Annotated in this window: 6 protein-coding genes; 3 read left to right on the top strand and 3 right to left on the bottom strand. The window is 65.7% G+C overall.

The features are described 5' to 3' along the window. Nucleotides 1-799, bottom strand: a 799-nt coding sequence (locus tag PHX69_RS15135; protein WP_288044810.1) for an N-formylglutamate amidohydrolase, incomplete at its 3' end; no start/stop codon positions are given. Nucleotides 800-952: 153 nt separating this feature from the next. Further along, complete coding sequence (locus PHX69_RS15130; protein ID WP_288044808.1) at nt 953-1,465, bottom strand: MarR family winged helix-turn-helix transcriptional regulator; 513 nt, start codon at nt 1,463-1,465, stop codon at nt 953-955. A gap of 141 nt (nt 1,466-1,606) precedes the next feature. Here PHX69_RS15130 and recA point away from each other — a divergent pair, with 141 nt between their 5' ends. Both recA and recX read left to right on the top strand, forming a co-directional pair. Continuing rightward, the gene (recA, locus tag PHX69_RS15125; RefSeq protein WP_288044806.1) at nt 1,607-2,755 is read left to right on the top strand and encodes a recombinase RecA; all 1,149 of its coding nucleotides are present in this window, start codon (nt 1,607-1,609) and stop codon (nt 2,753-2,755) included. A 64-nt stretch (nt 2,756-2,819) separates the two neighbouring features. Further along, nucleotides 2,820-3,281 carry a recombination regulator RecX gene (gene recX / locus PHX69_RS15120; RefSeq protein ID WP_288044804.1) on the top strand — a complete coding sequence of 154 codons (462 nt, stop codon included), beginning with the start codon at nt 2,820-2,822 and terminating at the stop codon, nt 3,279-3,281. A gap of 138 nt (nt 3,282-3,419) precedes the next feature. On the opposite strand, the gene argC is transcribed toward recX, so the two are convergent. After that, the gene (gene argC, locus PHX69_RS15115; protein ID WP_119014719.1) at nt 3,420-4,352 is read right to left on the bottom strand and encodes an N-acetyl-gamma-glutamyl-phosphate reductase; all 933 of its coding nucleotides are present in this window, start codon (nt 4,350-4,352) and stop codon (nt 3,420-3,422) included. Nucleotides 4,353-4,535: 183 nt separating this feature from the next. On the opposite strand from argC, the gene sucC reads away from it, so the two are divergent. Beyond that, nucleotides 4,536-5,463, top strand: a 928-nt coding sequence (gene sucC, locus PHX69_RS15110; RefSeq protein ID WP_288044802.1) for an ADP-forming succinate--CoA ligase subunit beta, incomplete at its 3' end; no start/stop codon positions are given.

Here is a 5,463-nt window from a genome sequence, read left to right as displayed (position 1 = left end):
GCTGGATGCTGTGGCGCTGGCGGGCCGGGTCGCTGTGGCGGCGCACCAGTTCCACGCCTTTGTAGGGGTGGTTGTATTCCACGCTGTAGCCGCAGGCGCGCAGGTGCGCGCACACCTGCTGCGACAGAGCGGCGTTGGCGGTGCTGCCGTCGCGGTCGCCCACCACCAGGTCGGCATGCACCAGCCCCGGAAACAGCGTGGCATGGCTGGCCGCCACGGCGGGCATGGAGTGGCAGTTGAGGTGGATGCTGTAGCCGTGGCGCGCGTGGGCGGCGTCGATGGCCTGCGCCACGGCGGCGTGGTAAGGCTGCCAGCACTGGGCGATGCGCGCCTGCACTTCGGCCACCGACAGCAGGCGGTCGTAAATGGGCGCGCCTTCGTCGGTGTACTTCCAGATCAGTCCTTTGCCCAGGCGCACCTTGGCCAGCACGGCAGGGTCGGTGGCCAGGGGGCCGGGCCAGGGGCCGTCGAGCAAGCTGGTGTCCAGCTCGGTCACGTCGCGGTTGGCATCGAGGTAGATGCGCGGGAAGTGCGCCTCCACCCAGGCCACGCCCAGCGCGGGGGCAAAGGCGTAGATTTTTTCAACGTGCGTGTCCTCGGCGCGGCGCAGTGTGGGCAAGTCCAGGGCGGCGCCAAAGTCGGCGGGGTAGCGGGTGCCGCTGTGCGGCGAGTCCAGCACCAGCGCCGTGGTGCCTGCGATGTGGCTGACCAGGGGCGCGGCAGGGCCAGCGCCGCTGCCCGAGGCGCCGGGCTGGGCGTGCAAAAAACGGTGGGGGTGGGGAGTCAAAGGTGCGTGCATGGGAGGTGTCCTTCTGGGCGCCCCACCGGGCAGGGGGCAGGGCGAACATTCCAGAGAGGCACGATTTTGCGGCCACCGCGCAGGCTGCGCACCGCCGTGGCCTAGGGGTTTGTCCGGTGTCGGGCGCGCGGCAAGCGGGCGTGCGCGGTGGGCTCACAGGCCGCTGGCGTAGGCCTCCAGCCCGATGGCCACCACCGTGGCCACGTCGTTGCCCACCTCGGCGCGAAACTCTGCCTCGGCCTGCGCCACCGCGTCCCGAAACGCCTGCAACCACGCCAGCCCCGTGGGCGTGAAGCGCACGCGCCGCGCCCGCGCATCCAGCGCATCGGCCTCGCGCGTGACCAGCCCCCAGGCCACGCACTGGTCTACCAGCGTGCCCATGGCCTGCTTGGTCATGCCCGCGCGCTCGGCCAGGTCGCCCAGGCGGTCGCCGCCCAGCGACAGGTGGCGCGTGATGTGGATGTGCGCCGCGCTGACCTGGTCGCGTGCGGCCAGGTTGGACAGTGCCAGCGGCACCTCCACGTTGCGCGCCATCAGTTGCAGCACGCGGGCGTCAAACCGGCGCAGGGCGTGGCCCATCAGGCGGCCCAGGTGGGTTTGGCGCCAGCCATCGTCGGCGGGTGGCGGGGCGCCCAAGGGTGTGGTCAGAGGGGGGGATTCGGTCATGGCTGATTGTCAGTCAAACTGACTAAAAAGTGGGTTTACGCGGTGCAATGGCTCCCCTAAACTACTGTTCAAGTATCCAGCCCGGCGCCGCAAGGCACCGCACTGTAGCCAGTCAACCCGTTGATTTTTCAGGAGATTCCCATGAGCGCACCCGTCAACCACAGCATGCCCCCCGACGCCGAAAAAGCCAAAGCCCTGGCCGCCGCCCTGGCCCAGATCGAGAAGCAATTTGGCAAAGGCACCATCATGCGCCTGGGCGAAGGCGAAGTGATTGAAGACATCCAGGTGGTGTCCACCGGCTCGCTGGGACTGGACATTGCGCTGGGCGTGGGCGGCCTGCCCCGGGGCCGCGTGGTCGAAATCTACGGCCCCGAATCGTCCGGCAAAACCACGCTCACGCTGCAAGTGATTGCCGAAATGCAAAAGCAAGGCGGCCAGTGCGCTTTCGTTGATGCCGAGCACGCCCTGGACATCCAGTACGCGCAAAAGCTGGGCGTCAACCTGCAAGACCTGCTGATTTCGCAGCCCGACACCGGCGAGCAGGCGCTGGAGATTGTGGACAGCCTGGTGCGCTCGGGCGCCGTCGATCTGATCGTCATCGACTCGGTGGCCGCGCTCACGCCCAAGGCCGAAATCGAGGGCGACATGGGCGACAGCCTGCCTGGCCTGCAAGCGCGCCTGATGAGCCAGGCGCTGCGCAAGCTCACCTCCACCATCAAAAAGACCAACTGCATGGTCATCTTCATCAACCAGATCCGCATGAAGATTGGTGTGATGTTCGGCTCGCCCGAGACCACCACGGGCGGCAACGCGCTGAAGTTCTACGCCAGCGTGCGCCTGGACATCCGCCGCACCGGCTCCATCAAAAAAGGCGAGGAAGTGATCGGCAACGAAACCCGCGTCAAGGTGGTGAAAAACAAAGTCTCGCCCCCGTTCAAGACCGCAGAATTTGACATCCTGTTTGGCGAAGGCATCAGCCGCGAGGGCGAAATCATCGACATGGGCGTGGTCGCCAAGATCGTTGAAAAGTCGGGCGCCTGGTACGCCTACAACGGCGAAAAAATTGGCCAGGGCCGCGACAACGCCCGCGAGTTTTTGCGCGAAAACCCGGCGCTGGCCCGCGAGATTGAAAACAAGGTGCGCGAGGGCTTGGGCATTGCCCTGTTGCCCGCAGCGCTGGTGCCGTCCGCAGGCGCCAGCGCAGCCAGTGACGCAGCCGATGGCGTGGTCGATGCGCCCGCCGCCCGCAACCGCAGGGCAGATGCCAAGGTCGATCAAAAATCTGAATAAAAAGTGCTTGCAGCGCCCTGCGGATGGGCGCAAGCAGCTATCAAAAAAATAGCAATTGGCGCCCATGGCCATGCCGCCCCCGTCGCTCAAGGGCCGCGCGCTGCGCTACCTCGCAGCGCGCGAGTATTCGCGTGCCGAGTTGCTGCGCAAACTGGCGCCGCACGCCCAAGAGCGCAGCGAGATTGAACAGGTGCTGGACGATTTGCAGGCCAAGGGCTTCCTCAGCGAGGAGCGTGTGGCGGCGTCCGTGCTGCGCCAGCGCGCTGCCCGCCTGGGCGACCGGCGCCTGCGCCAGGAGCTGCACACCAAAGGGCTGGACGCACAGACCGTGGCCCAGGCGCTGGAATTGCTGCGCGGCACCGAACCTGCGCGCGCCCGCGAGGTCTGGCAGCGCAAGTTTGGTCAGGTGGCCACCGACCCCGCAGGGCGCGCCAGGCAGATGCGTTTTTTGCTCACGCGCGGCTTTGCCATGGATGTGGTGCGCCGCGTGGTGCAGGGCGCCGATGTGGACGCCGACGCAGGCTGAGTCGCTGGTGATTGAGGGTGTTTTGGGGCTATAGCGCTTGCGGGATAAGCGCTGGCAGCTATTGATTCAGGAGCGTTTGGTGGGCGGCGTCCCGGTTTGCGCAGTCTTGTGCGCTGCGCCAGCCGGGCCGCTGCGCGCTCACAAGCCCAGCATCAATTGCAGGTTTTGCACGGCAGCACCGCTGGCGCCCTTGCCCAGGTTGTCCAGGCGGGCAATCAGCACGGCCTGGCGGTGCGTTTCGTTGGCAAACACGCGCAGTTCGAGCTGGTTGGTGTGGGCCAGGGTGTCGGCGGCCAGCTTGCCGTCGTCGGTGGCGGGCAGCACCTTCACCCACTGGGCGCTGGTGTTGGTGGCCGCGTAGTGCGCGGCCAGGGCCTCGTGCAGGGCGGCGGCAGTCGGCGCACCGGGCAACAAGTCCAGGTGCAGGGGCAACTGCACCAGCATGCCCTGCGCAAAATTACCCACCGCCGGGATGAACACCGGGCGGCGCGTCATGCCGGTGTAGTGCAGGATTTCCGGGATGTGCTTGTGCGACAGGCCCAGCGCGTAGGCCTCGTAGGGCGGCGCCTTGCCCGCTTCGTAGGCCTCGATCATGGGGCGGCCACCGCCCGAGTAACCACTTACCGAGGGCAGCGCCACGGGGTAATCGGCAGGAATCAGCCCGGCATCGACCAGCGGGCGCAACAGCGCAATGGCACCCGTGGCGTAGCAGCCGGGGTTGGAGACGCGGCTGGCGGTGCGCACGGCTTGCAGCTGGCCCGCGCACAGCTCCGGAAAGCCATACACCCAGCCCGGCGCCGTGCGGTGCGCAGTGCTGGCGTCAATGATCTTGATGGTGCGGCCCGAGGTTTTTTCGATGTCGTCCACCATGGCCACCGTCTCGCGCGCGGCGTCGTCGTGCAGGCACAGGATGACCAGGTCCACGCCCGCGATCAGCTCGCGTTTGGCAGCGGGGTCTTTGCGCCGCTCGGGGGCAATGCTGACCAGCTCTATGGAGGCCATGCCTTGCAGGCGCTCACGAATCTGCAGCCCGGTGGTGCCAGCTTCGCCATCGATAAAAACTTTGGACATGGGTGTCATCCTGCAAAAAAAGGAGGGATGGCGGCGGCGTGCGCCGCACGGCGGTGTAAGTTCTGCACAAGCGATGGTGCGTCGCAACATGATACATTTCGCGGCTGCCATGTCCCACGCCCGCCGCCAGACATTCAAACAGCCTCGGCAGACGGGTGAAATCCCTTTCCTGAGAGAGACCTCATGAAGATTCACGAATACCAAGGCAAGGAAATCTTGCGCAATTTTGGTGTGCCCGTTCCGCGCGGCATCCCTGCATTTACCGTGCAAGAAGCGGTTGAAGCTGCACAAAAACTCGGCGGCCCGGTTTGGGTTGTCAAGGCCCAGATCCACGCCGGTGGCCGTGGCAAGGGCGGCGGCGTCAAGGTTGCCAAGACCATTGACGACGTCAAGCGCATCGCTGGCGAAATCCTGGGCATGCAGCTCAAGACCCACCAGACCGGCCCCGAAGGCCAAAAAGTGCGCCGCCTGTACATCGAAGACGGCGCCGACATCAAGAACGAACTCTACATCTCGCTGGTCACTGACCGCGCTACGCAGAAGGTGGCGCTGATCGCCTCGTCTGAGGGCGGCATGGACATCGAGGAAGTGGCCCACGCCACCCCCGAGAAGATCATCACCGAGATGATCGACCCGCTGACCGGCATCACGCCTGAGCAGTCGCGCAAAGTCGCTGAGGCCATTGGCCTGACCGGCGCTTCGGTGGACCAGGCCGTGGACGTGCTGGCCAAGCTCTACCAGTGCTACATGGACACCGACGCTTCGCTGGTGGAAATCAACCCGCTGAACTGCAACTCCAAGGGCGAACTGATGGCACTGGATGCCAAGTTCAACTTTGACGCCAACGCGCTGTTCCGCCACCCCGAAATCGTGGCCCTGCGCGATCTGGACGAAGAAGACCCCGCTGAAGTGGAAGCTTCCAAGTTCGACCTGGCCTACATCAGCCTGGACGGCAACATCGGCTGCCTGGTCAACGGTGCTGGTCTGGCCATGGCCACCATGGACACCATCAAGCTGTTCGGCGGCGAGCCGGCCAACTTCCTGGACGTGGGCGGCGGTGCCACCCCCGAGAAGGTCACCGAAGCCTTCAAGATCATGCTCAAGAACGACA

The organism is Simplicispira sp. (genome assembly GCF_028687295.1).
In the GTDB taxonomy this organism is placed as follows: Bacteria; Pseudomonadota; Gammaproteobacteria; order Burkholderiales; family Burkholderiaceae_C; genus Simplicispira; species Simplicispira metamorpha.
Note: the sequence above shows the minus strand (reverse complement) of the source record. Positions and strands in the feature narration are given on the sequence as shown.

Coding starts and splice junctions, on each gene's coding strand:
- recA (WP_288044806.1), top strand. CDS start 1,607: ATGAGCGCACCCGTCAACCACAGCATGCCCCCCGACGCCGAAAAAGCC.
- recX (WP_288044804.1), top strand. CDS start 2,820: ATGGCCATGCCGCCCCCGTCGCTCAAGGGCCGCGCGCTGCGCTACCTC.
- argC (WP_119014719.1), bottom strand. CDS start 4,352: ATGTCCAAAGTTTTTATCGATGGCGAAGCTGGCACCACCGGGCTGCAG.
- PHX69_RS15130 (WP_288044808.1), bottom strand. CDS start 1,465: ATGACCGAATCCCCCCCTCTGACCACACCCTTGGGCGCCCCGCCACCC.